This window comes from Glaciimonas sp. OK215, from assembly GCF_057787885.1.
On sequence record NZ_CM173544.1, the window covers coordinates 4,703,032 to 4,726,443 of the forward strand.

The following is a 23,412-nucleotide window of genomic DNA, read 5'->3' on the forward strand; positions in this document are numbered from 1 at the left end:
CCGCTAGTTATCGAAATAGCGGCGGCATTTCGCACGTACGCCATCGACATATCAATGCAACTTGACCGACGGTTTAGCATGTTTCATCAGGCTGCTGGCAGTCGCCGTCACCCCGGTGCGAAGCGGCCCCAACAACGCATTCAAATGCAGCAAATGCAAGCTGGTGTACATCATGCGGGCGAAAAATCCATCGACAAACCAGCCGAGTTTTGTCAGCGATCCCATTAAAGTACCAACCGACGTACTTCTGCCGAACGAGACTAGCGAGCCATGGTCCTTATAGACATAAGGTGCATCGGTCGCAGCCTGGCCCTTGTGCTCGCGCACAAACATATCCAGTAAATAATCGGCCTGCTGATGCGCCGCCTGAGCCCTTGGCGGCACCAGCTTGCCATCGGAACCGACGCAGGCGGCACAGTCGCCCAGCGCGAAAATATTCTTGCTACCGTTCACCTTCAGCGAACCACTGACTTCGAGTTGACCTAATCTGGTCACCGGAAGTCCGAGAGATTTTAATAGGTCCGGGGCCTTGATCCCGGCCGACCAGACGCACAGGTCAGAGGGATAGTTATTGCCATTCGCATCCGTGACGAATTTGTCGGCGATACTGGCGACGCGACAATCCGTTACCACACTCACATTGCGCTCCCGCAGCAACTTGGTCGCTGCTTTTGATACGCGCTCCGGTAATGGCGCCAGTAAGCGCGGTGCGCCTTCGAGTATGGTGATGCGGACATCCTTATCTGGATGCAGTCGCGGAAAATCGTAATCCGTATACACGCTGCTGGCTTCGCGCAATTCTGCCGCCAACTCGACGCCGGTCGCACCACCGCCGACAATCACGATATCGATACCGGCATCCGGCGAGACCTCCTTTTTGAGGTCGGCCAGGGATAACATCTTCAGCAATCGCCGGCGGAAATATTCTGCGTCTTCAGTCGTATTCAGCGAAATGGTATTTTCTTCGGCGCCAGTCAGTCCAAAGTAGTTGGACACGCTACCGACCGCGATTACCAGCTTGCGGAAGACAATCTGGCGTGGCGGGACCATGTCGGTGCCCGCCTCATCGTTGAGCGCATCGACCGTGATGGTGTTATTAGGGCTATCCAACGCGCTCAGCGAGCCGTACACGAAACGGAACTTATTATCGTGCGCCAGCATCTGGTACGACAAGCCTTCCTGATGAATGTCGCGCGTTCCAGCTGCGACTTCATGCAGCGACGGCTTCCATATGTGATACAGCGCGCGATCGACCAGTGTGACATGGCCATGCCCCAGTTTGCGTCCCAACTTGCAGGCCAGCTCCAGACCGCCGGCACCGCCACCAACGATCACGACTTCGTTGGCACCGCCGTCTGCAGCCAGGGTGGCAACCGGCGTCACCACGTGATTCACGTTCTCATCCAACATCCATCATCCCCTTACATTTATGCGTTGTTATTTTGATGCATCAAATCAGTGCACAATGACACTACCGACTGTGACTGGCTTAAAAACTGGTACTGCAAATAGAATGCCGGGAATGCCCCTCGGAAACAGCCGACAGTCTACGTTGAGATAAGCGACCAAGGCAATAGGAGCATGCATACAGATCATTCCCGCCAACAACCAACACATCGGCGCGGCTGGTGACTGGCGTCAGTCTGCGTTATGATAAAATCCATGATCACTTCGGGAGGGCCTATGTACCGGAAAATTCTTGTTGCCTACAATGGCACACCTGAAAGTCGCTGCGCGCTGCATGCCTGTATCCGCCTGGCACCTGGCCCCGAGGTTGACGTTCACCTATTGGGTGTGATCAATCTCGCCACCTATCTGATGGCGGGCGAATTCGTCGCCGAATCTGCAATTACCGCGGAGAAGGCTCTACTGGAGCAAGAACTGACGAAAGGTCACAAGTTGCTCAGCGACGTCGGCCTCAAGGTCATCACCCACTTCGAGAGCGGTGAACCGATCAACGTTATCGGCGACCTCGTTAACCAGCTTGGAATCGACCTGGTGATCATTGCCCATTCACGCAAGAAGCCAATGGCATTGCGCTGGTGGCGCGGTTCCACCGATGCCTTGCTGGTAGAGAAGATACCGTGCAGCATTCTTGTCGCAGCCGATTACTGAGCGCTTGACGCAAAAGAGTCCATCGACGTAATGGACTCTTTTTTAAATATTCATATTGTCAATAAATTAACTTACAACGAAGAACGCTTGCTGCCTGCCTTCATGCCGGCGTAAATCGATGGGCGGTCGGCACGGAAAGATTACGAGGACGTCGCAGCATCTTGAGAATCCGGTCGTGGGGATAGCGGCACTTCGATCACAACTACCGTCCCCACTTTTTGACCATGTGCCTCGCCGGATTTGAAAACAACACTACCGCCCAGGAAGCTGGCGCGTTCTTTTAATCCGCGTAGCCCATGCGTATGGATATTTTCGATACGCCCCTGCGAGATGCCTACACCGTTATCGGACACCGTCAGCGCCAGCCGATCTTCATCGATGTCCAGTATTACGACGACCTTGGTGGCTTGCGCATGCTTGGCGACGTTATTCAATATCTCCTGCAACATCCGGTACACCGCAATTTCTATCTTGTGATCGATGCCCCCATTCTCGTCCGGCAAACTGGCCCGGCACAGGATATTCGTACGCTGACCGAAGTCCTCCAATTGCTCGGTAATCGCCGCCTTCAGTCCAAACAGATCAAGCATATTCGGACGCAGTTCGGTTTGAATGCGGCGCGTGGTGGCGACCAGGGAATGCAATAAATCCTGAATCCGGGTGCGGCGGTCCTCCCATTGCGCATCCTCCGGAAAAACCTTGTAGACCCCCTCCAGATGCATGTTTAATGCAGTCAGCGCGGCGCCCATGTTGTCATGCAATTCACGCGCGATGGCGCGCTTCTCTTCTTCGCGCACGTCTTCCATATGATTCGTCAATTCGCGTAGCAAGGCAGTACGCTGCGCAATCGTGCGTTCCAGCTCCAGCTCGCGCCGTCTAAGTGAATCCTCGGCTTGCTTGCGCTCGGTAATATCGGTTGCGATACCAACCACTCCCATCACCTTGCCCTGTGCGTCCGTCCATGGTGATTTGGTGACCTGAAAAGTCATTACGCCGTGCTGGAACTGTATGCTTTGCTCCATCGTTTGCGACACCCCGGCCTCCATAATGCCGACATCGTCATGATCTATCAGGTCCGCATTTTCTTGACGCAGAAACAGCTCGCGACTCGGCCGATGCCTGGCCTCACTCCAGCCCATTCCAAGTTGTCGCAGACAGGCCGGATTCGCAAAAATCAAATTCCCGGCGCGATTTTCAACGAAAATCAGATCATTGGTATTGTCACTCACTGCGATCAGCAAGGCAGTGGCTTCGGCCAGTTCAGCAGCGCTTTGCAAACGTGCGCCATACTCACGATCGACCTTGCCGGCGGTGCGCCAAAAAATAAATAGCAGCAGCACGCAGCCGATCAGCGTGAGCAGAGGCGGCACCATATTATGGTCATAAACACCTTGACGCGCGCCCCAATCCGCCAACCAATTCAGCGCCACCAGCAGTAGCAACATTTGTGGCAACGAGCGGCGCAACATTTGGCCACCGGGAGCATGACGCGTGATAATCGCCATCAATAAATGGCATGGACGCGACATCAATAGCGCTATCCCAAACAGGAAAAAAAACAGCGCAGCCATCAGCGGAATCGCGCGGGCGTACGTCATGTGCGTCATCACATCGACTTTGTACAAATAGCCAAGCAATGGAATTGCACTCAAAAAAATCAGCAAACTGGCCAGATATTCGGCCGGATAATGTTGACGCCGGGTTCGATAATCGAGGGCGAATAAAGATAACCCGGAAAAGATAAAGCCGATCGCTGCGACGGGGTGCATTCCGGTCGAGACTGGCATCGGCATCGGCAGCGTAGGCGCCGGCGGCAACAGCGACGCCAGTTGATCGAACTTTCCGGCGCTCCCAAATTCTGCCTGAACCAGCGCAGCGGCGCCAAGCAGCAACATCAACATGGCCAGCGCTTGCGCCAGCCACTTGACGGGCCGCCTGTCGACCACGGGCGAACATCGCAACAGCAGGCTGACGCCACCGAACAAGAATCCCAGGCTGATAGTCGGGTGCACCATCGCCAGCTGCCAAAGCACGCCCTTGCTATCTACGCCATATAACCAACATGCCAGCGCCAGCCCGGCAACTGCCATCACGACTAATGTCAACGTTACCGCGCTGGCGACGGTACGCGATGCGTAAACGCCGGTCGATGCCAGGCTTTCAAGTGCGCGACTTTTTAGCAGATCCTGATAATGTGGATGGCCGTCGCTTGCTTCGCTTGCATTCTGCATGTTCTCTTTATTCAAATTTCGCCCCCGCCATCACACCATGCCGACCTCAATTGCAGGAGAAAATATCCATTGAACTCGGTGGCATACAGTGACGCAAAAAACATCACCCACCGCATATGCCTGCCGAACAGAATTCAGTGAACGCCGGCGCCCAACTCTTCGAGCAAGGTTCGTAATTTGGTGAACTCAGACGTTTTGTCGAAGAAGAAACGCACGCCGTATTGCTCCCCCGCGCGCCGATACGCATTGCTGACATTATTGCTGAAAATGATTTTCAGGTTATTTAACGGTTTGATCGATCTGGATAATGTCCGCAGCAAACTCATGCCATTGCCCTGCTTCAGCTCTATATCCAAAATCAATACGTCGTAACTATCCGCATCAATTTTCTGCAGGGCATCGTTCTCCTCTTCGGCGAAGCCGGCCAAGGTAATCCCTTGAATCCCTTTAACGGTTTCAATTATCCAATCCCGTACGTCAACTGAGTCTTCCACTAAAAAAATACGCAGAGGCGCCGAACTGGACTTTGCTGGTGGCGAGGCGATTGATTTTTCCATGAAGGTTTAAGACGTTTCAGCAACATCCATCGGTAAGTGCAGCGGTTTTATGTCGGGGCCTCCTAAGTATCGAAGGAAGGTTTAACAATGCTGGACAAACTGGTATACCTCTCATTTTGCCAGCCGTCCGCTATTTGCATTCTTCATCCAATCAATCAATCAAATTATTCTTGATCGCATAATAGATAATATCGGCGTTGCTGGTCATGCTCATCTTTTGCAATACACGGGTACGATAGGTGCTCACGGTTTTAACGCTCAGACATAATTCATCGGCGATTTTTGTCACTCCTTCGCCCTGACTCAATTTATAAAAAATCTCGTATTCGCGCTCCGACAGCAATTCATGCAAAGGCTTTTGCGTGTCGGTGTCAGGATCCGCGGTTAATAGTTCAGCGACGCCATAACTGATGTATTTGTGCCCCTGCAAAATGGTATTGATCGCTTGCACCAACTCGGTTGCCAATGCCTCCTTCTGTACATATCCATTTGCACCGCTGCGGAGTACCTGAACTGCGTAGCGATTTTCCGGATGCATGCTCAGAATCAAAACCGGAAGCTTGGGCTTTTCGCGTTTGATCTGCTTCAAGACTTCGACGCCACTTTTGTCAGGCATCGCAATGTCGAGCAATACGATATCCCAGTCCTGGGCACGGACCATTCGAATCGCCTCTTCGGCGCTGGCTGCTTCGCCACCGATTTCCATGTTGGGCACATCGGCAATAAAGTAATGGACGCCTGCGCGCACTACAGCATGATCGTCAACCACCAGAATTTTTATCATGTCTACCACAATCGCTTTTAAACACCTTTCGGCACAGTAGTACTTCTCTTTCAGGCTGCCTTTTGGAACGCTTTCAACAGAGTAATCGCAGAAGACCTGGGCCCAGCTACGACCTGTTTTTTAGTGTGCGGCCAATCCAAAAAAATGTAAATAGTACAACCCAATTTAAGCCTTAATTTACAAAACCGGCGATCGCTGCCTATCCGTATGGACCGAACAGCGATCTTCCCGGCAACAATTCCGGGAGGCATCTTTTGAAAGTCTCCTGACGCGCCGCCTTGCAACTACTTGAGTCGGATGTCGTTCTTCACCGACTGCACGCCCTTGACTGCACTGGCAACATTGGCTGCTGTCGCTGCATCCTGACGTTGTGCCACAAAGCCACTCAACTGCACCACACCTTTGTAGGTTTCGACGTTGATTTCAGCAGATTTGAGTGTTGGCTCATTGAAAATTGCCGCCTTGACCTTAGTCGTGATGACCGCATCATCAACATAAGCGCCGGTACCTTCGTGCGTCGCAGTCGATGCGCAGCCTGCGAGCGACAGCATAAGCAGCGCGAAAAAAAACCCGGCAAAACGTTTGGTTATTGTTGTCATGTAGTTCTCCTGAAAGTGGTACACACAGCAGTAAAGGATCGTCTTGCTGTAAAAACCGCTGCAAGCATCGGGTCCAACGCACATCCCTGTCATAGTCTTATGGACGATAATCTTTATTGCGCTCTTCGAATTCCTTGATTTGCTTTTCGGCTTCGTCTTTGCCGACCCCATAGGTTTCCTGGATTTTGCCAGCGAGCTGATCACGTTTTCCGGCGATCGTATCGATGTGATCGTCTGTGAGCTTGCCCCATTGTTGTTTGATGTTTCCTTTGAGCTGTTTCCAATTACCTTCAATAATGTCCCAGTTCATCGCATTCTCCTTTGTGGTGAGAGCTTCCATTTTCGCTGCTGTTCTGCTGAGCCGTCATGACATGTCTTCAAATTACCTGACTGGCTCGCTTGCAAGGTTAAGTGACCGAATCCTGGGCTGAGCAACTTGTCTGCTTAACTATTTGCAACGCGAAACGCAAACGCCGGCGAGCAGACCGACGCCTAACGAAATGACGATAGCGCGCCATGGATTTGCGTGAACATATTCATCGGTGGTGTTCACCACTTCTCTGCCGCTGTCGATCGCCGCACTTTGCAGTTGCTGTGCTTTGGTCAACGTATCGTCCAGCAGGCCGATTCCCTTACTGATCAGCGCATTGGCCTTATCACCCGTTTCGGTGGTTGCTTCACGAAGCACTTGCTGGGCTTCACGGACCAGCGCTTGCAGATCGTACTTGGCAGTTCTCAGAGCAGAATTTCGCATGATTAAACCTCTTTCATTAAGAGCAAGTCAAATTTAGCGGCGGTGGCAAGCAGCTATGCGCTGGCGCTAGCTAGTCGATGCAGAGCGCTGTTTCGATGGAAGAAGCTTAGCAATCGAGGCTGCTGCCTTGTATAGGACATGAGCTGATTATTTTGTAGGACAAGCGGCAAGTCCGTCGCTGCCTGTAGCAGCAGGCAGCGTATTAAATGTGTAAAATTGCCAAGATCGGCGAATGCCGGCACGGATTAGCGCCAAGAAGGCGGCTGCGCGCATGACACCGGCGCAGCTTCGATCTTCCCTATCGGTGTGCATCCAGCAGAGCGCTAGTCATCCGTGGTGATTTTTCGATATCGTAAAAGCCATGCTGCAGATCAATATCCTGTCGGATTTTATTGTCGTCGCTGGCTCTGAAGGCGCCGCCGCTGCCGCACCGCTGGAATTTGTCGATCGCGTCGGTATGCGATTGCGAAAAGGAACTCTTCTGCTACCTAACGTTGATCGGCAGCGGCGTCCGGGACCGTATCAAAATCAATGTTAGCGGTAAGTCAACACCGCATTCGATCCGGCGCGCACGCTGGCAATCTTTGCCGACCGGTTGTGCTACATTAATTAGTTCAATAACAAGTTAAAAGCAGGCCGTCTCTTCGACACTATCCTCTTCCGTCTCCTCGCCCAAAAATCCGCCGCTTTGGTGCGCCCACAAGCGCGCATACAGTCCTCCGCCAGCCAGCAGTTCGCGATGGCTTCCCTCTTCCACGATGCGGCCCTTATCCAGCACAATCAGGCGATCCATCGCCGCGATGGTTGACAGACGGTGTGCAATCGCGACCACCGTCTTGCCTTCCATCAGTCGATACAGGCTGGCCTGGATCGCCGCCTCTACTTCCGAATCAAGCGCACTGGTGGCTTCGTCGAGCAACAAAATCGGCGCATCCTTCAACATCACCCGGGCAATCGCAATCCGCTGACGCTGACCACCTGACAGTTTGACGCCGCGCTCGCCGACATGAGCGTCGTAGCCGATACGGCCTTTGGCATCCTCCAAGGTCTGAATGAAGTCATGTGCCTCGGCCCGCTTGGCGGCAGCGATCATGTCCGCATCTGTTGCATCGGGACGGCCATACAGAATATTGTCGCGCACTGACCGGTGCAACAACGAAGTATCCTGGGTGACCATACCTACCTGCCCCCGCAAACTGTCTTGCGTAACGTGGTGAATATCGATACCGTCGATCAGCACCCGTCCCTGCTCGACATCATAAAAACGCAAGAGCAGATTGACGATGGTGGACTTGCCCGAACCAGAGCGTCCGACCAGACCGATCTTCTCGCCGGGACGAATATGCAGCGAGAGTTGTTCGATCACCGGTCGCGGTCCGCCGTACGAAAAGCAGACCTGCTCGAAGCGCACTTCACCATGCTGTACATGGAGCGTCGTAGCGTCGGGAAGATCGTTGACCGCATGCGCGCGCGACAAGGTATTGATCCCGTCCTGGACCGTCCCGACTTGCTCGAATAGCGACGCCATTTCCCACATCACCCAATGTGAAATGCCACTCAGGCGCAACGCCATTGCGGTGGCAGCGGCGACAGCTCCGATTCCAACCTGACCTTGCGTCCACAACCACAGGACCACGCCGGCTGTGCTCAGAATCAACAACATGCTAAGGATATGGTTGACGATCTCGAAACCGCTCACCAGGCGCATTTGCCGGTGCACCGTTTGCAAGAATTCCTGCATCGCTGAACGCGCATAGCCGGCCTCGCGACCAGCATGGGAAAACAATTTTACGGTCGCAATATTGGTGTAGGCATCCGTGATACGACCGGTCATCAGCGAACGTGCATCGGCTTGCGATTGGGCCACGCGACTCAGGCGCGGCACAAAATAGCGCAACGCAAATCCGTATAACACGACCCAGCCCAGAAACGGCAACAACATCCACAGATCAAAGCTGCCAACCACCGCCACCAGCGTGACGAAGTAGATCATGACGAATACCAGGATGTCGCCCAGAATCATGCAGATGTCGCGCACTGCCAGAGCAGTTTGCATGACCTTGGCGGCGACCCGTCCAGCAAATTCGTCCTGGTAAAAACCCATGCTCTGGTTCAGCATCAGGCGGTGGAAATTCCAGCGCAGCAGCATCGGGAAGTTACCCGCCAGCGCCTGCTGTTTGAACAGTGTCTGCAGGGCCACCACGATCGGACTGGCCAGCAGCACCGCCGCCAGCAGAAACAGATTACCGCGTTCCTGGGTCCACAACAGCGTTGGCTGGACGTGGCTCAGCCAGTCGACTATCTTTCCCATCATCGCAAACAATACCGCCTCGAATGCGCCGATAGTGGCGGTCAGCAAAGTCATGGCGATGATATAGCGGCGCAAGCCTTTGGTACAAGCCCAGACGAACGCCACAAAGCCGCGTGGCGGGGTCGCCACGACCGCATCGGGATAGGGATGCAACAGCTTTTCAAACAGGCCAAACATGCAGATGCTCCAGAAGACAATCTGTGGAAATAGCGCCTCTCAGACCAGACGGTATGTTGCGTTCAATGGAAAATCACAGCGAACAGAAATACCATCAGGACTTACGCAAAATTGTCCCAGCAACGAGTTTGTCAAAACCTGCCGACGAAGACAGTGCGAAGTACGGCTAGGAGGCGTAACGCTGCTGGGGCGGTTTTGCGTAAGTCCTGGCAAGCAAGCAGCGTCGTCGCACACCAACGTCAGAACTGGTAAAGATCAGGTCTCGGCATCCGGCTGGTTTTCTGGTGCTGCCGTGACGAAAGCATCAAGTTGCAGGCAATTGTCAACAATCCGCGTCAAGGTCGGCATCGCAGACAGATCGCACTTCTGCCGCTGCGCATTAAACCATTGCGGGACCAGACAGCAATCGGCCAGCGTCGGCGTATCGCCAAAGCAAAACTTGCCAACCCGCGGATCAGCGGCAAGTGTGGCTTCGAGCGCGGTCAGCCCCATCTCGCACCAGTGGCGATACCACTGGTTCTTGGCGTCTTCCCCAACCTTCAAATCTCGTACCAGATAACGCAGCACCCGCAGGTTGTTGATCGGATGAATATCACAGGCAATCGACAACGCAATACTGCGTACAAAAGCGCGATCCAGTGGGGTTTTGGGTAATAACGCCACATGCGGGTAGGCCTCGTCCAGATATTCGATAATCGCCAGGGACTGGCCGAGGATCGCCCGGCCTGTCGCCGTATCATCGTCCACCAGCGTCGGTACCAGACCATTCGCATTCAGCTGGCGATACATCGGGCTCAACTGTTCGCCACCGTGTTTCAACAGATGCACGGGAACGATATCGTAAGGCAGCTCTTTCAGGTTGAGCGCGATACGCACCCGATAGGCGGCAGAACTGCGAAAGTAGCTGTAGAGTTTCATCCATTTTCCTGTGGGCTGATGACCAAAGTCATAGCTCGGCCAAGTGCTGAATGTCTGGCCGGGCGAGTTACCGAATACACTTCACCGAATTGATTCGTGGAGCAGGTTTTTGGAGCTTGCCTAAACCAGTCGCACCCGCAAATCACCTACACCATCAACACTACCTTCGAGCAAGTCGCCGCGGACTACCGCCGCGACACCCGCCGGTGTACCGGTAAAAATCAGGTCGCCGGCGCGTAGTTCGTAATAACCCGACAATTGCTCTATGGTTTCCGCAATACTCCAGATCAACTGGTTGATGTCGCCTTGCTGACGGGTCTGGCCATTGACGTTGAGCCGGATCGCACCATGCGCAATCGGACCGGTAACGCTGAACGGACGAATAGCTGAAATAGGTGCGGAGTCATCAAAGCCCTTGCTGGTACACCACGGACGACCGAGCTTTTTAGCCTCTGCCTGCAAATCACGGCGCGTCATGTCAAGGCCAACGGCGTAACCATAAATATGTTTTACCGCTTCAGCAGCGGGGATATTTTTACCGCCACTCCCCAGTGCCACTACCAATTCGATTTCATGGTGCAGGTCTCTGGTGATCGATGGGTAAGGCATTTCGCCGATACTGCCATGCGCTACCGGCAATATCGCATCCGCTGGTTTCATGAAAAAGAATGGCGCCTCGCGGCCGCTGTTTCCCATCTCCTTTGCATGCTCCACATAATTCCGTCCGACACAATAAATGCGATGTACCGGAAACAATTGACTGCTGCCTTCAATCGGCACGACCGCTTGTTGCGGTGGAAAAACGAATTGCATGGCGTGCTCCTTTAATTTCGTTAGTGCTGCCGCCAACCTGTCGGAGGCGCGAATATTTGCAACAGAATATCAGCCCTTGTGCTCAAACCTTAAAGCCAAGCCGGCAAGATCAGGCTATTACTTACCGAAAAATTTTGCCAGGCGACGAATCGCTTCCTGCAAGTTTTCCATCGATGTTGCATACGATAGACGGATATAGTTTGGTGCGGTGTAAGGACCAAAGTCCAGTCCGGAGACCACGCTAACACCGGCCTCGTTGAGAATTTCTTTGGTCAGCCGATCTGCGTCATCGCTCAAATCACTACAATCGGCATACACATAAAATGCGCCGTCCGGAATCACTGGCACCTTGAACCCAAGCGCAATCAATGCCGGCACCAGGTAATCGCGACGCCGTCTGAACTCGGTCTTGCGCGCTTCATAAATCGCGATCGATTCCGGTGCAAAGCAGGCGAGGGCCGCATGCTGGGCTATCGAAGAGGCGCAGATAAACAGGTTCTGCGCCAGCTTCTCGACTTGCGGCACCAGTACTTCCGGCAACACCAGCCAGCCCAGACGCCAGCCGGTCATGTTGAAATATTTGGAAAAGCTGTTGATGACAATCACGTCGTCGCCGAGCGATAAAGCGGAAAACGGCGCAGCATCGTAGCTCAGGCCTTGATAGATTTCATCGACAATGGTAAAGCCATTGCGGGCGCGTACAGTGGCCACGATCTTCTCCAGCTCGGTTGCCAGAATCGAGGTGCCGGTCGGATTCGACGGCGATGCCAGCAATACCCCGCGCGTAGCTTCGCCCCAGTGTTCACGCACCGCGGCGTCGGATAGCTGAAAGCGTTCCTCCGGGCCGCTGGGAATCATTTTTGCCGAACCATCGAACGCCGCAACAAAATGACGATTGCACGGATACGACGGATCGGGCATCAATACTTCAGTTCCCGTCTCGACCAATGCTGCGCAGGCCAGCAGCAACGCTGCCGATGCACCGGCTGTCACGACTATCCGCGACGCTGGAATATCCAGTCCATACACTTGCCGGTAATGCGCGGAAATTGCCGCCCGCAACGCTGGCAGGCCGGTGGCCGAGGTATATTTCATTTTACCGGCCTGCATCGCTGCGGTAGCTGCTGCAACCACCAGCGGCGGCGCGGTAAAGTCGGGCTCACCGATTCCCATATGAATAATGTGGCGACCTTGGTGTTCCAGCGCGGCGGCCATTTTTGCCAATTCCATGACGTGGAAAGGCGCGATATTGTCGAGGCGGGAAGCCAGATTGGAGAGGTTCATTGAGACGTCTTTGAATACAAAAACCAGAATGGGGGTCAGCAGCCTGTCGGACTTACTTTATCAACCAAGCCTGCGATGCATTTATCATCCGTGCGCAGGTTAGGCTGCGCTGCCGAAATCCAATGCGATCCGGCGTGGATGCGGCTGACTGCCGGGCCTCGCTCGTCAACCCAAGCTGCCGGCCACGTATCGTCGGTCCTGAATAGAATTAAGAACGACGACCAGCGTTGACTTCGGTCGCGCGTACTTTCGCCGCGAACTTGTCGAGTACACCGTTGACGTATTTATGGCCATCGATACCGCCAAACGACTTGGTCAGTTCAACCGCTTCATTGATCACCACCTTGTACGGAATCTCCAGGTGATTTTGCAATTCAAACGCACCAATCAACAGCGCTGCGTGCTCGACTGGCGACAGTTCGGTAATTTTGCGATCGATCAACGGCGCCAAATCCGCACGCAAAGTTGCCACATCCTTGATCGCACCGTATAGCACCGCATTGAAATGCTCAGCGTCGGCTTTATCAAATCCGTGTGCTTCACGGATATTGGCGTGGATCGCATACACATCCTCGTTATTCAGCAACCATTGATACAGTCCCTGCAACGCGAATTCACGCGCCCGATGACGAGGCGTACGGCTCTTGCTTGGATTGGCGTGCTTAGGATGCTCTTGGGATTTGTTGGTCATAAATTTTCCGACTTGATTACCAGCCTCGTGGCTGGCGGTACACCATTTAAATACGAACGCGTTGCGTAACTTACTACTTATTTTTAATTCACTGCCGGTACTTCATTGATACTTGCCTCACACTTCACTCTTCATCGCTGGTCGATTCGGCCAACTCTTCCAGAGCAATCGTCAAATTCGCCATCTCGACCGCCACACGTGCGGCGTCAATACCCTTTTCAGCCATCCGTACTTCGGCTTGCTCGTCGTTTTCGGTGGTCAGTACGGCATTCGCGATCGGGATACCAAACTCAAGACCGACCCGGCTGATACCGGCGCCGGATTCGTTCGAGACCAATTCGAAGTGATACGTCTCGCCGCGAATCACTGCGCCGAGTGCGACCAAGGCATCGAACTGCAGGGTTTCAGCCATCTTTTGCAAGGCCAGCGGAATTTCCAGTGCACCCGGCACGCTGACGTGCAAGATGTCGTCGTCTAAGACGCCCAAATGTTTCAATTCCCCCAGACAAGCGGATAGCAATCCGTGGCAGACATCTTCATTAAAACGCGCTTGCACAATACCGATACGCAAACCGGCTCCATCCAGATTGGTTTCGTAGGTTCCGACTGTCATGGTTATCCCTTATGCGCACTGCGCTCAATTACATCAACTGAATACAACGATTGAATACCGGAAATCATCAGCTATTCGGCTTGTTTTGATAACCGGTCACCTCAAGCTCAAAACCCGCCATCGACGGCATTTTTCTAGGGCTGGCCAGCAACTTCATTTTGCCGACGCCAAGATCTTTCAGGATTTGCGCACCAATACCGTAAGTGCGCAAATCGAGTCGCGGTACCGGTGCTTTGCCATCGACAGCATTCGCATCAAGTGCCGCAAACTTGGAAAATATCTGTTCCGACGATTGCTCGCAATTCAGGAGCACCACAACACCGCATGGCGAGGCTGCAATCGCTTCCAGCGCTGACGCCATATTCCAGGAATGATTGGTGGCCTGGGTTTCCAGCAAATCCAGTATGGAGACCGGTTGATGCACCCGCACCAGCGTCTCCACGTCTGGAGTCGGCACGCCATGCAACAAGGCCAAATGCGCGCCACCGCTTGGGGTGTCGCGATAGGCGATGGTCTTGAATTTCCCCTGTACAGTATGCGTGGTGCGCTCAGCCAACCGTTCAATCACACTTTCATGCGCACTGCGATAGTGAATCAGATCAGCAATCGTACCGACTTTAAGGCCGTGCTCCTTGGCGAACTCCAGCAGGTCCGGCAAGCGCGCCATGGTGCCATCTTCCTTCAGAATTTCACAGATCACCGAGGCCGGCGTCAATCCCGCCATATGCGTCAGATCGCAACCCGCTTCGGTATGGCCGGCACGCATCAGCACGCCGCCCTTCTTGGCCTTGACCGGGAAAATATGCCCAGGCTGGACGATGTCGCTGGCTTTGGCATTTTTTGCCACGGCGGCCTGAATCGTGCGGGCGCGGTCAGCAGCGGAAATGCCTGTCGTCACGCCTTCTGCGGCTTCGATCGAGACGGTGAAGTTGGTGCCATAGGCCGTACCGTTGCGGCTGGTCATCATTCCCAGATCCAGCTGCGTGCAACGCTCTTCCGTCAAAGTCAGGCAAATCAGTCCACGCGCATATTTCGCCATGAAATTGATCGCTTCCGGCGTCACAAAATCCGCAGCGAGTACCAGGTCGCCTTCGTTTTCCCGATCTTCTTCATCCACCAGAATCACCATGCGGCCAGCGCGTAGTTCGGCAATAATTTCTTCTGTTGTTGCAATTGACATGTTTTCGCCCTGAAATAAGCCTGTGTTGAAACCGGATTTAATCTGCCTTAGCTCGCTATTTTAATGGATTTAACGCGCCTGGAATGTCCCATGAATACTGGCACAAACGCATCATTTTGTTGATTACCGGCTGTTTGAACGGTACCGCGAAGGCCGCACTGCCCGAATCAGCGATCCCTCCCATAGGTCTGCCGACTATACCTGTACGAACAGAACGGTTGCACGCTAACACTGGTGATCACGAATTCCGTGATTCAGGCCGCTAACGGCTGCATCCGTCTCATAGCCTCCAGCAACAATGCGGGGTCGCCAGAGGCCAGTTTTTTTGAATCGGATAACACCTGCCGGAAGCCCCGCGCACCCGGCAAGCCGGCCATCAGACCCAGCATATGGCGCGTGATGCTGTTCAAGCGCAAACCATTTCCATCGCGACCGTACAATTCCAGCTGCCGGCGAATGTACGGCATCATGATTTCCAGCACTTCAGCGCGCGACTTCGGCGCTGCTTGAGTATCCGCATAATAACGGGCGTCGAAATCGGCCATCAGATACGGATTGTGATATGCCTCGCGCCCAAGCATGACGCCATCCACGTGTTCCAGGTGGAGGTCGATTTCAGCAGTAGTTTTGATGGCACCGTTAATGATGATTTCCAGCGCAGGGAAATCACGTTTCAACTGGTACGCAAAATCATATTTCAATGGCGGAATCTCGCGGTTTTCCTTGGGGCTCAGGCCTTTCAGAATCGCATTCCGTGCGTGCACAATAAAAGTCTGGCAACCTGCTTCTGCTATCGTGCCAACAAAATCGCGAACGAAATCGTAGGACTCGACCTGATCGATCCCAATCCGGTGCTTGACCGTGACATCAATGCCAACTGCATCGCGCATCGCCTTGACGCCGTCGGCGACCAGGGTCGACTCAGCCATCAGACAAGCGCCGAAAGCACCCTTTTGTACCCGTTCGGATGGACAACCGCAATTCAAATTGATCTCGTCGTAACCCCATTGCTCCCCGAGCTTGGCACTTTTCGCCAGATCGGCAGGCTCACTTCCACCCAATTGCAAAGCCACCGGATGTTCTTCATCATTGAAATCCAGGTGACGCGGCACATCACCATGCAGCAACGCCCCGGTCGTCACCATTTCGGTGTAAAGCCAGGTATGACGAGTGATTTGGCGATGGAACACACGACAATGCCTGTCGGTCCAGTCCATCATGGGGGCAACGGATATTCTTCTGCTAGGCTTTATGGGGATTTTCCCTATGGTGGCACTCATTCTTGCAATCTCTAATCTTAATCAAAATTATGCTAGTTACGCGTTCATTACGGAAAAATTACGGAGAGCGCGTGGCATCTATCAGACAAAGAAATGGGTCGTGGGTTGCTGATATTCGTCGCAAAGGCCATAAGTCTATCAGTAAATCATTCCGAACAAAGGGGATGGCTCAAGAGTGGGCGCGGTCGGTAGAGGGTCAGATCGACACAATGCGGTTCAACGATACACGAGGACTAACTAATATAACGCTGACTGATTTGATAGGCCGCTATACGGACGAGATAGGTGGCATCAAGGCGTTCGGCAAGAACAAGGCCGATGTATTGCGTAAGTGGGGCTATCACATGGCAAATTGGCAATATCAGAGCTGACTGAAGACGTGCTGATTAAGCACGTCCGGGAGCGCGCCAAAACTATATCAGGCGTCACCATTGCGATAGAGCTTACCTATCTTGGCGGCATATTGCGAACGGCTAAAGAGTGATGGAGAATGCCGGTTGACGTTTCTATAACATCATCCGCACGATCCAGTTTGCGGTATCTAGGGCTGTCGGCAAAAAGTAAAGAACGTGACCGCAGGCCAACGCAAAAAGAGATTGATGAGATTTTCCTGTATTTTGCGATTAGACCACGGCAGCGGGTCCCGATGGGAGACTTGATCCTGTTTGCAGTTGAAACGGCAATGCGTCTGGGCGAGATTGTCCGGCTGAAATGGGCCGACATAAATCACCTAGACAGGACGATCATCATTCGGGACAGAAAGCACCCGACAGAAAAAGAGGGGAATGATCAAGAGGTGCCGCTCCTAGGTGCGGCATACGAAATCAAGCGGGCCGTGAGCGGCTGCTGGCATCGGACCACCGGCGCCGCGCTTGCAACCGTTCGACTCGTCGTCAGCAAGGGGGCAAAATCTTGAGTAAGTTTCAGGGGGTCTCATATCACCCCGAAAACCCCACCAAGCCGTTGATTTTGGGGAGGAGCTAGTCGCGTTGGCAGAGGCGATGCGACCCCTCGACATCCAAATCCCGTAGGTCTTCATGGATCTGTTTCAAGGTACGCCGCTCCTTGCGCGCCTTTGCCACCGCAGCATAGAGTCATCACGGGAATTCAATACGATGCTCCAGCGTCACCATCTACGCCAGTACACATACGCAATCCTATCAAGATTTTAGATAGCAGAGGATAGGCCCGACGAGAGCCCATCCCAGCCGGAATTTTATAAGCGGACGAGGGTGTGCGGGATTTTGTGTAAACGGAATTTCGTTTAATTCGGCGTCATCCGTTCTTCAAACTGAATTGTGAAGCGGTTGAGTGCTCCTTTCCAGTCCCGCAAGGGCATCGTCCACTTCTTGCTGATGTTGTTGAGTGCCAGATAAAACAGCTTGCTGACAGCCTCATCAGTTGGGAATGAACTGCGGGTTTTGATGACTTTCCGCAGGCTCATATTAATGGATTCAATGGCGTTGGTGGTGTAAATGACCTTGCGGATTTCCGGCGGGTAGTCGAAGAACGGCGTGATCCGAGCCCAATTTCGCCGCCAGGACAGGCTGATCGACTGGTAGTCCTTGTCCCACTTTGACTCAAATTCGGTGAGCATGAGTTCGGCTTCATCGACGGTCGCCGCACTGTAGATTCGCTTCAGATCGGTAGCCACTTCCTTCTGCACTTTCCAGGGAACGAAGTTCAGGCTGTTTCGCACCATGTGAACGATGCATAGCTGAACAGCGGCTTTCGGATAGACCGCCTCGATGGCGTCAGGGAAGCCTTTCAACCCATCGACGCAGGCAATGAAGATGTCTTGCACGCCACGGTTCTTCAGCTCGGTCACCACTTGCAACCAGAATTTGGCACCCTCGGTCTGAGCGATCCACAGGCCCAGCACTTCCTTGTGGCCCTCCATGTTCACGCCGATGGCCAGGTAGACGGCCTTGTTTCGGACAGCCCCTGTGTCGCGCACTTTGACGTGGATGCAGTCGAGATACAGAATCGGATACAAGGCATCGAGCGGCCGGGCCTGCCAGACCTTCACATCCTCGCTCACAGCGTCTGTGACGGACGATATCAGGCTTGGCGATACTTCGGCACCATAAATCTCTTCAAGGTGGCTCTGGATCTCCCTGACCGTCAGGCCACGGGCATACAGGGAGATGATCTTGTCGTCGAAGCCGGTCCAGCGGGTCTGATGCTTGCTGACGATTTGCGGTTCAAACGCGCCTTGACGATCGCGGGGAATATCGAGCGGGAGTGCGCCGAAATCGCCTTTGAGCGTCTTACTGCTGTGGCCGTTGCGAGTGTTGGCCGTGTCGTTGATCACCGCGTCGCTTTTGCCGTGACCGAGATGGTCCGTCATCTCGACCTCCAGCGCACGCTCGACCAACATCTTGGTCAATTGCTTGAGCAAGCCATTTTCGCCAATCAGGTCTTCAGGTTTTTTGTAGTTGGCAAGCAGGCTGTCCGCCAGCTTGACCAGTTCAGGATCGGGCTTGGCCCGTTTGCTGCGTTTTACGTAGGTCATTTTTTCCTCTATGGTGGCAGTGTCCTGCCAAATGACCGTTTACACAAAACTAAATACACCCTCAAGCGGACTGAAGGAGGCACGTAAAATCGGCCAGAAAACCTGCTTCGACAACGCTATCCACATCGAACTACCTGCTTTCACCTCCGTCGGAAAGCCTGGTGCAAGTCGCGCAGATACGGCCACGGGTAAATGCCCCGGTCATGCCCATCGCTAAAAATCAGTTGCACGCCGTATACACCTACCGGACGTATATCGGTAATCCGACATTGCACCGATAGCGCTTCCCTGCCCTCCCCTTGCCGATGCAAGGCCTTGCAATCGGCACACCGGCAGTTACCACGCAAAAATGCATGCGTGAACTGCTGTTGTTTACCATCGCTCCAGAGAATATCCAGGACGCCGGTACCGGCGTGATTGGAAAGCGTTTCGACGTGCATCGCGAGCCCGTCTTCAATCGTTTGCGGCATGGATCTGGGCGATAGCCAGTCGTGCCGACTTGCGCACATCAGGGTCAGGATCGTTCTGGATTTGCTCCAGCGCCGGCAAGGCTTCAGAAACACCGATGTCGCCGAGTGCCAGTGCAGCTTCCTTGCGCAAGTTGCTGATTTGATGCGCCAGCGCGGCAATCAGCACCGGCAGTGCAGCGGACTGGCGCAGGCGACCTAGCGCGCGCGCCGCACGCAGGCGCACCTGCCAGTAGCTGTCCTGCATGGCAGCGATCAGATTGCCCAGGGCATCGTGCAACTGCAATTTCCCGATGGTCGTTGCTGCCTCTTCGCGCACCTGCCAGGCGACGTCGGCCAGGCCGAGCAACAATGCCGGCAACACGGCATCATCCGCCGCAAAGCCGAGCGCGCCGATGGCCGCGCGGCGTACTTCCGAGTCAGGATCGCTGGTGGCCAATGCAGTCAATGCCGTTAATGCCCGTGGTTCTTTTAGATAGCCTAGTACGGTGACGGCCTCGCGGCGTACGGCCGCATCGAGATCGTTGAGTGCGGCCAGCGCCGGGGTGAGGCTCTCCGCTACGCGCAGTTCGCGCAGCGCGCGCAGCAACGCAACGCGCACAAACGGTTGCGGATGATTCAGGTGCGGCAGCAGAAGGCGTGCCGACTCTTTCCGTTTCAAATCATGCAGACTGTGGGCTGCAGCATCCCGAACCGATGCGTCTGGATCGTCCAGAACAGCGATCAGGCCGGTGATGCCGGCCTCGCTTTCGAACGCTTCCAGCGCCTTCGCCGCTTCCGCACGGACTGCGGCAACCGGGTCGCGCAAGGCGCCTATCATCAGTGGCACATGTTCATCACCTTCGCAATCGGCAAGATCGAGCAGCGCAATGCGGCGCACTTCGCCATCGTCTGCACGCAAGCGGATCCGGATTTCCTGTAGTTCCGGGTTTTCTTCAAAAATGCTTGTCACTGTTGTTCCTCACCGTCTTGATTGTATTTATTCAAATAGCGAATTGCATGCGGCTCGCCGGGATAGCACCCAGCGGGCTCAGGCGTTGCAGCGGCAAGCCCTTACCCTCTGAATGCAATAGCTGCAAGCAATGGCGCTTGAGTTGGGTAAAGCGATCGGAGGTAACCAGTTCCGCCTGGCGCGGACGGTCGAAGTCAAGCACGATTTCTTCGATAATGCGCCCAGGACGCGGGCTCATCACCAGAATCCGGTCCGCCAGGAACAGCGCCTCGTCGATGTCATGCGTGATAAATACGACGGTGGTCTTGATCCGTTCCCACACCTCCAGCAACAGCTGCTGCATCATCAGGCGCGTTTGTGCATCGAGGGCGCCAAACGGCTCGTCCATCAGCATCACGCGCGGATGGTTAATCAGTACCCGGGCGATTTCCACCCGCTGTTGCATGCCGCCGGACAACTGTGACGGATAATGTTGCGCAAAGTCGGCCAAACCTACCAGCTTCAGCAAATCGCGCGCCCGGGCGTGCCTTTCGGCGCGCGCTATCCCTTTCATCTTCAGGCCGAAGGAAACGTTGTCCAGCACCCGTTTCCACGGGAACAATGTGTGATGCTGGAATACCAGTCCACGCTCCGGGTGCGGGCCATGCACCGCCTGAGCGTCGACTTCGATACTGCCGCGACTGGCCTGCAAGTGACCGGCCAAGGCCCCAAGCAGCGTCGATTTTCCGCATCCGGATGGGCCCAGCAGGCAAACGAATTCCCCGGGCTCGACCGCCATCGATACATCCTGTAATGCGTCAAATGCCTGCTTGCCCTGCCCCAGGCGGATGGTCAAACGATCGATATCGATGCGCCCTTGCGTGGCTAAAACGGTGGCGGGATGCTGATTCATCATTTCTTCCTTTCGGAACCGTACCACGGCATCAGTGCATTGCCGAGCTTCTTGACCAGCATGCTGCTGCCCATGCCGAACACACCGATGAGCAGCATGCCAACCACGATGTCGGCGTAATTCTGGATCGTGTATGACATCCAGGTGTAATAACCGATGCCGAACTGCCCCGAAATCATTTCCGCCGTCACCAGGCAGAACCAGGCCGTTCCCATGCCGATTGACAAGCCGGTAAAGATACAGGGCGCAGCCGCCGGCAAAATCACTTCGGCAAACACAGCAAGCCTGCCGCTGCCGAGGCTGCGGGCCGAAGCGATCAGCCGGGCATCGACCGCTTCGACACCGTGGATCGTATTGAGCAGGATGGGAAACAACGCTCCGGTAAACGTAATGAAGATCATCGACATCTCAGACGATGGAAACATCAATATCGCCAATGGAATCCAGGCTACCGCCGGAATCGGACGCAAGACTTCCAGCGGCGGCAACAAGATGTCCTCTGCCACGCGCGATCGGCCGATGACCAGGCCAAGTGCGACGCCCACCAGCGCCGCCACCAGAAACCCGCTGAATACGCGTGTCACGCTCGCCGTCAGGTGTCCAAGTATTTTCGGCCCATGCATCAGCGACCAGCCCGCGCGCAGCACTTCGCTTGGCGCAGGCACGTTCTGAAACGTGACTAGGCCCAGATTCAGATGCGTCGAAGCAGCCCATTGCCAGGCCAGAATGCAGATTGCCAGCGATGCCACACGCAGTAGCACGCGACCGATATCAAGCCTGCCGGACGCGACCCGGTCTGGCGCAACCCGGTCGGAGGTGACAGGGAGAGTGGAAATAATGCTGGTCATGATTGCGCTCCATGCATGGCGTTAGCTGGAAAACGCGGCTTTGACCGCGGCAAAATCGCGCACCTTGCCGCCATTCGCGCGCGCCCACGCTTGTGCAGCGTCTTTCAGCAGGAATGCGCTGACGCTGCTCTTGTTGTCGACGAACCATGCGTCCGCAGCCAGCAGCTTGATGCCGCTGTTGCGGTCCTGTACATAGACCACGCGGATTTTCTTGCCGGCTTTTTCCAGCGCCGCCTGATCGGCAAATGCCGATTCCGGCGCGGCATAGTGACGCACCAGCGCTTCCCCCCCGACCCAGACCTGCGCCACCCGTTTTGCATCGGTGATCGGCTTGCCGGTATGGGCATCCTTGGCGACCAAAGGCAGTTGGGCGTAATTCTTCAAGTGGGCATCGTAATCGAGCCCGGCTTGCTTGAACGCAGTTCGGATATACCGGTCGTCGATGAAGCCGTTGACGTCGAGATCGGTTTCAGTGCGCTTCATCAGGCGCAAGGTGTCGATAGAGGTCTTCACTGCCTGCCGATACTCGGGCTTCCAGGTAAAATCGCGGGTCTGCAAACCCAGCGGGCCGTGGAACAGGTACACGACTTCGGCCTCGATGCCGGTGACCTTGGCGATGAGTTCGCTGTACTTCTCCGGCTCCGCTGCGATCAGGCGATTGGCTTCGATGGCAGCGCGCAGGTAAGCCGTCACGATTTCAGGGTATTTTTTTGCATAATCGGCATCCACCAAACTGCCGTGCAAAGTCGGCGCGTTAGCTTGCGAACCGTCATAAATCTTGCGCGCAAAACCGCGATACGGGAACAACTCGGCAAACGGCACAAAATCTGCATGGGCATCGATCTTGTTGGCCTGCAGCGCGGAACCTGCGATCTCCGGCGCCTGCGTGACGATGATCACATCCTTTTCCGGGTCCCAGCCCTGTTTCGCCACGGCACGCAGCAGCATGCCGTGTGAGGTCGACGCAAACGGCACGGAAATCGTCTTGCCTTTCAGCTCGGCCAGCGACTGCACGGTTGACGCCTTGGGTACCACTATGCCATTGCCGCTACCGGTGGTACTGCCGGACAACACGGTGATGAAAAGGCTACGCTTTCCCGCTTTTTGAAACGCTGCGCCGTTGAACGAACCGGGGAAATCAGCCATCGATCCGATATCGAGTTTGCCGGCGACCATTTCGTTGGTCAGCGGCGCGCCGGAGGTGAAATTCTTCCATTGGATATCGTATTGCGCGTCCTTGTACTTGCCATCATGCGGCAGGTACTTTTCCAGCAGTTTCAGTTCGCGGATCAACAAGCCGCCGGTGGCGCAGTTGATGGTGGTGTCCTGCGTGCCGATGGCAACGCGAATAGTCTCGGCATGCACGGCGCCGATGACAAGCGTGCTTAACAACAGGCCGCATAGTTTTCCTTGAAAATGCATTCTCGTTCC

At 54.7% G+C, this 23,412-nt stretch carries 24 protein-coding genes and 1 pseudogene; 4 read left to right on the plus strand and 21 right to left on the minus strand.

The window, feature by feature from the left end; all coding sequences use genetic code 11:
• Positions 1–51: 51 nt before the first annotated feature.
• Entirely contained in the window at positions 52–1,410 is a 1,359-nt protein-coding gene (locus AC3CHX_RS21780; RefSeq protein ID WP_488630071.1) for an NAD(P)/FAD-dependent oxidoreductase, read from the minus strand.
• A 273-nt stretch (positions 1,411–1,683) separates the two neighbouring features.
• Here AC3CHX_RS21780 and AC3CHX_RS21785 point away from each other — a divergent pair, with 273 nt between their 5' ends.
• Positions 1,684–2,115, plus strand: a complete 432-nt coding sequence (locus tag AC3CHX_RS21785; RefSeq protein WP_488630072.1) for a universal stress protein — start codon at positions 1,684–1,686, stop codon at positions 2,113–2,115.
• Between the two features lie 140 nt (positions 2,116–2,255).
• Here AC3CHX_RS21785 and AC3CHX_RS21790 read toward each other — a convergent pair whose 3' ends face one another.
• From AC3CHX_RS21790 to AC3CHX_RS21815, 6 genes are all read right to left on the minus strand, one after another.
• The gene (locus AC3CHX_RS21790; protein WP_488630073.1) at positions 2,256–4,346 is read right to left on the minus strand and encodes a PAS domain-containing sensor histidine kinase; all 2,091 of its coding nucleotides are present in this window, start codon (positions 4,344–4,346) and stop codon (positions 2,256–2,258) included.
• A gap of 134 nt (positions 4,347–4,480) precedes the next feature.
• The gene (locus AC3CHX_RS21795; protein ID WP_488630074.1) at positions 4,481–4,903 is read right to left on the minus strand and encodes a response regulator; all 423 of its coding nucleotides are present in this window, start codon (positions 4,901–4,903) and stop codon (positions 4,481–4,483) included.
• A gap of 151 nt (positions 4,904–5,054) precedes the next feature.
• Positions 5,055–5,687, minus strand: coding sequence for a response regulator (locus tag AC3CHX_RS21800; protein ID WP_488630075.1), 633 nt, complete (start codon positions 5,685–5,687; stop codon positions 5,055–5,057).
• Positions 5,688–5,971: 284 nt separating this feature from the next.
• A complete protein-coding gene (locus AC3CHX_RS21805) occupies positions 5,972–6,286 on the minus strand; it encodes a BON domain-containing protein (protein ID WP_488630076.1) in 315 nt (104 codons plus the stop codon).
• Between the two features lie 97 nt (positions 6,287–6,383).
• Positions 6,384–6,596 carry a CsbD family protein gene (locus AC3CHX_RS21810; protein WP_488644899.1) on the minus strand — a complete coding sequence of 71 codons (213 nt, stop codon included), beginning with the start codon at positions 6,594–6,596 and terminating at the stop codon, positions 6,384–6,386.
• A gap of 138 nt (positions 6,597–6,734) precedes the next feature.
• Positions 6,735–7,040 carry an ElaB/YgaM/YqjD family protein gene (locus AC3CHX_RS21815; protein ID WP_488630077.1) on the minus strand — a complete coding sequence of 102 codons (306 nt, stop codon included), beginning with the start codon at positions 7,038–7,040 and terminating at the stop codon, positions 6,735–6,737.
• A 328-nt stretch (positions 7,041–7,368) separates the two neighbouring features.
• Between AC3CHX_RS21815 and AC3CHX_RS21820 the strand changes: the two are divergent.
• A pseudogene (locus AC3CHX_RS21820) lies at positions 7,369–7,632 on the plus strand (glutamate synthase-related protein); the annotation flags it as partial.
• A gap of 33 nt (positions 7,633–7,665) precedes the next feature.
• Here the strand turns inward: AC3CHX_RS21820 and AC3CHX_RS21825 are convergent.
• The 8 genes from AC3CHX_RS21825 to dusA all read right to left on the minus strand — a co-directional run bounded on the left by AC3CHX_RS21825 (position 7,666) and on the right by dusA (position 16,307).
• On the minus strand, positions 7,666–9,528 hold the full coding sequence (locus tag AC3CHX_RS21825) for an ABC transporter ATP-binding protein (protein ID WP_488630078.1): 1,863 nt from the start codon (positions 9,526–9,528) through the stop codon (positions 7,666–7,668).
• 255 nt (positions 9,529–9,783) lie between these two features.
• Positions 9,784–10,446, minus strand: coding sequence for a maleylacetoacetate isomerase (maiA, locus tag AC3CHX_RS21830; protein ID WP_488630079.1), 663 nt, complete (start codon positions 10,444–10,446; stop codon positions 9,784–9,786).
• A 120-nt stretch (positions 10,447–10,566) separates the two neighbouring features.
• A complete protein-coding gene (locus tag AC3CHX_RS21835) occupies positions 10,567–11,259 on the minus strand; it encodes a fumarylacetoacetate hydrolase family protein (protein ID WP_488630080.1) in 693 nt (230 codons plus the stop codon).
• Between the two features lie 117 nt (positions 11,260–11,376).
• Positions 11,377–12,543, minus strand: a complete 1,167-nt coding sequence (locus AC3CHX_RS21840) for a pyridoxal phosphate-dependent aminotransferase (protein WP_488630081.1) — start codon at positions 12,541–12,543, stop codon at positions 11,377–11,379.
• A gap of 208 nt (positions 12,544–12,751) precedes the next feature.
• A complete protein-coding gene (gene nusB, locus AC3CHX_RS21845) occupies positions 12,752–13,234 on the minus strand; it encodes a transcription antitermination factor NusB (protein WP_488630082.1) in 483 nt (160 codons plus the stop codon).
• Positions 13,235–13,358: 124 nt separating this feature from the next.
• Positions 13,359–13,847, minus strand: a complete 489-nt coding sequence (ribH, locus tag AC3CHX_RS21850; protein ID WP_488630083.1) for a 6,7-dimethyl-8-ribityllumazine synthase — start codon at positions 13,845–13,847, stop codon at positions 13,359–13,361.
• Between the two features lie 67 nt (positions 13,848–13,914).
• Positions 13,915–15,027 carry a bifunctional 3,4-dihydroxy-2-butanone-4-phosphate synthase/GTP cyclohydrolase II gene (gene ribBA, locus AC3CHX_RS21855; RefSeq protein WP_488630084.1) on the minus strand — a complete coding sequence of 371 codons (1,113 nt, stop codon included), beginning with the start codon at positions 15,025–15,027 and terminating at the stop codon, positions 13,915–13,917.
• A 254-nt stretch (positions 15,028–15,281) separates the two neighbouring features.
• Entirely contained in the window at positions 15,282–16,307 is a 1,026-nt protein-coding gene (gene dusA / locus AC3CHX_RS21860) for a tRNA dihydrouridine(20/20a) synthase DusA (protein WP_488630085.1), read from the minus strand.
• Between the two features lie 71 nt (positions 16,308–16,378).
• Between dusA and AC3CHX_RS21865 the strand changes: the two genes are divergently transcribed.
• Together AC3CHX_RS21865 and AC3CHX_RS21870 are read left to right on the plus strand one after the other, a co-directional pair.
• On the plus strand, positions 16,379–16,678 hold the full coding sequence (locus AC3CHX_RS21865; protein WP_488630086.1) for a hypothetical protein: 300 nt from the start codon (positions 16,379–16,381) through the stop codon (positions 16,676–16,678).
• Between the two features lie 119 nt (positions 16,679–16,797).
• The gene (locus AC3CHX_RS21870) at positions 16,798–17,223 is read left to right on the plus strand and encodes a tyrosine-type recombinase/integrase (protein ID WP_488630087.1); all 426 of its coding nucleotides are present in this window, start codon (positions 16,798–16,800) and stop codon (positions 17,221–17,223) included.
• A 348-nt stretch (positions 17,224–17,571) separates the two neighbouring features.
• On the opposite strand, the gene AC3CHX_RS21875 is transcribed toward AC3CHX_RS21870, so the two are convergent.
• From AC3CHX_RS21875 to AC3CHX_RS21900, 6 genes are all read right to left on the minus strand, one after another.
• On the minus strand, positions 17,572–18,822 hold the full coding sequence (locus AC3CHX_RS21875) for an IS256 family transposase (protein ID WP_488629134.1): 1,251 nt from the start codon (positions 18,820–18,822) through the stop codon (positions 17,572–17,574).
• A gap of 140 nt (positions 18,823–18,962) precedes the next feature.
• A complete protein-coding gene (locus tag AC3CHX_RS21880; protein WP_488630088.1) occupies positions 18,963–19,292 on the minus strand; it encodes a DUF971 domain-containing protein in 330 nt (109 codons plus the stop codon).
• Positions 19,276–20,241, minus strand: coding sequence for a HEAT repeat domain-containing protein (locus tag AC3CHX_RS21885; RefSeq protein WP_488630089.1), 966 nt, complete (start codon positions 20,239–20,241; stop codon positions 19,276–19,278). Before AC3CHX_RS21885 ends, AC3CHX_RS21880 begins: the two co-directional genes overlap by 17 nt.
• Positions 20,242–20,272: 31 nt before the next feature.
• On the minus strand, positions 20,273–21,136 hold the full coding sequence (locus AC3CHX_RS21890) for an ABC transporter ATP-binding protein (protein WP_488630090.1): 864 nt from the start codon (positions 21,134–21,136) through the stop codon (positions 20,273–20,275).
• Complete coding sequence (locus AC3CHX_RS21895; RefSeq protein ID WP_488630091.1) at positions 21,133–21,981, minus strand: ABC transporter permease; 849 nt, start codon at positions 21,979–21,981, stop codon at positions 21,133–21,135. Before AC3CHX_RS21895 ends, AC3CHX_RS21890 begins: the two co-directional genes overlap by 4 nt.
• 21 nt (positions 21,982–22,002) lie before the next feature.
• A complete protein-coding gene (locus AC3CHX_RS21900) occupies positions 22,003–23,403 on the minus strand; it encodes an ABC transporter substrate-binding protein (RefSeq protein WP_488630092.1) in 1,401 nt (466 codons plus the stop codon).
• Positions 23,404–23,412 lie beyond the last annotated feature (9 nt).